Source organism: Nonomuraea sp. NPDC049784, from assembly GCF_040659615.1.
Taxonomy (GTDB): domain Bacteria; phylum Actinomycetota; class Actinomycetes; order Streptosporangiales; family Streptosporangiaceae; genus Nonomuraea.
Map to the genome: position 1 here is coordinate 1 of NZ_JBFAMX010001117.1, position 1,833 is coordinate 1,833.

General features: G+C 72.4%; 3 protein-coding genes. 1 reads left to right on the forward strand and 2 read right to left on the reverse strand.

Annotation, left to right across the window (positions count from 1 at the left end; all coding sequences use genetic code 11):
* Nucleotides 1-175 precede the first annotated feature (175 nt).
* Nucleotides 176-958 carry a zf-HC2 domain-containing protein gene (locus tag AB0J09_RS63860; RefSeq protein ID WP_360714144.1) on the reverse strand — a complete coding sequence of 261 codons (783 nt, stop codon included), beginning with the start codon at nt 956-958 and terminating at the stop codon, nt 176-178.
* A complete protein-coding gene (locus AB0J09_RS63865; protein WP_360714146.1) occupies nt 948-1,367 on the reverse strand; it encodes a hypothetical protein in 420 nt (139 codons plus the stop codon). Before AB0J09_RS63865 ends, AB0J09_RS63860 begins: the two co-directional genes overlap by 11 nt.
* Nucleotides 1,368-1,480: 113 nt before the next feature.
* Between AB0J09_RS63865 and AB0J09_RS63870 the strand changes: the two genes are divergently transcribed.
* Nucleotides 1,481-1,833: sigma-70 family RNA polymerase sigma factor (locus tag AB0J09_RS63870; RefSeq protein WP_360714148.1), on the forward strand; the 353-nt coding region annotated here is incomplete at its 3' end.

The following is a 1,833-nucleotide window of genomic DNA, read 5'->3' on the forward strand; positions in this document are numbered from 1 at the left end:
GACCGCCCTCACCTCCGCCGCCGCCTGGCTCCACGAGCACGTGTCACCCGCCGCCGCCGCCCGCCTCATCACCGTCACCCTGGACGGCCTGGCCGCCGGCTCCTAGCGCGATCGCGGCCGGGGATTTCGCAATTCACGTCATGGAAATGACCGCCCGTTCTCGATACAGGCGGGTTCATTCGGGCGTGTGCGTGCGGAGCCGGTGCACCGTCCTGCGGAGCTCGGCCACCTCGGCCCGGCAGGCGGCGCACTCCCCGAGATGCGCTTCGACCGCGGCCGTCTCGATCGGGCCCAGCGAGTCCAGGACGAAGGCGCCGAGCGCGGTCGGGTCGTGCCGCACGGCCCACCCCGGCCAGAGACGGAAGGCCACCGTACGGTCGAGGCGTCCGCCCAGATGCATGGCGCGCCAGACGCCCCGGTACCCGGGGAGCAGGCCCGCGGCGATCAGCACATGCCCGGCGATCAGCGGCGTGGCCAGGTACGTCGCCCAGACATGGATCCTGACCAGCACCGCGAACACCGGCCCGCCGTGCAGCAGCACCATCCCCACGCCGCTGCCGATCAGGGCGAGCAGGGCTGTGGCCAGCGCGAGGTTGAGCAGGCGCTGGCCGGGATCGAAGTGCCCCTCGTGGTGGCCGAACCGGCCGGTGATGAGCGCGGCGGGCCAGCGTGCGAACCATCCCAGATCGCCGCGGCGGAAGCGCGTGGATTCACCGACGAACGTCCGTACCGCGCGGCGCCCGAGCACCAGCCCGGCCAGCGCGAGCGCCGCGAGCGCCCAGCCGAGCCAGGTGTGCAGGACGGTGTCGGGCAGGTGGGCCAGCCGCGCGAGCGGGCTCGGGTCGCCCTCCCTGCCGGACAGCAGCCACCATCCGGTGCCGAGCAGCACGAGTGTGGCCAGGTAGACGCCCGCGTGGAACCATCTGGTCCTGCGGTTGTAGCGCTCACTAGTAGCCATCGCCGGAGCTCTGCGTCGGCTCGGGGGTTTGGCCGCCGCCCTCGGTGACGTTCACCGTGATCTCGGCCGAGGCGCCCGCGGGCGAGTGGTCCGCGTTCTGCAGGGTGACTCCCACCGTGTGCTTGCCGGGCGGCAGTCCGGCGATCTGGAACGGCGAGGCGGTGACGACGGTGTAGTCATCGGTGTGCCCGTCGGTGAACACGTGCACGTGGTGCTTGCCCGACTCGGGAGGGCCGATCTCCTCGCTGGTGGTGAACTCCAGCGGGAAGGTCCCGGCGACGTCGGCGTTGTTCGCCGGGCCGGTGATGGTCACGGACGGCGCGCCGGCGCCTGTCGCGCTGTCCGTGCCGGCCGTGCCGCATCCCGCGAGCAGCGCGCTCGCGGCGAGGGCGATGAGGATTTTTCTCATACCGGTTGTACGGAAGGCGCGTCGCTCCGGGATTCACCCCGGTGAAGCCAGAACGATGATCGTCCCCGTAGTACCGACTGTGGGCACTTTCGGATGAATCGCTGCTGGCCGGCATGGCCTCGGGCGACGCGCGTGCCGCCACCGTGCTGGTGCGTCGCTATCAGGCCCGGGTGTTCGGCCTCGCCAGGGCCATCGTGGGCGAGGCGGCGCTGGCGGAGGAGGTGGCGCAGGAGGCGTTCGTGCGGGCGTGGCGGCACGCGGCCGCCTACGATGCCAGGCGTGGCGCCGTACCGACCTGGCTTCTCACGATCACGCGCAACCTCGCCATCGACGCGCTGCGGATGCGGCGCGAACTGCCCGTCGATCCGCAGGCGCTGCTGACGCGGCTGCTCGCCGCCGAGCCCACCGAGGAGGCGCCGCGGGACGAGGAGTTCGTCCGGCAGGCGCTGGCCGGGCTGCCGCCGGA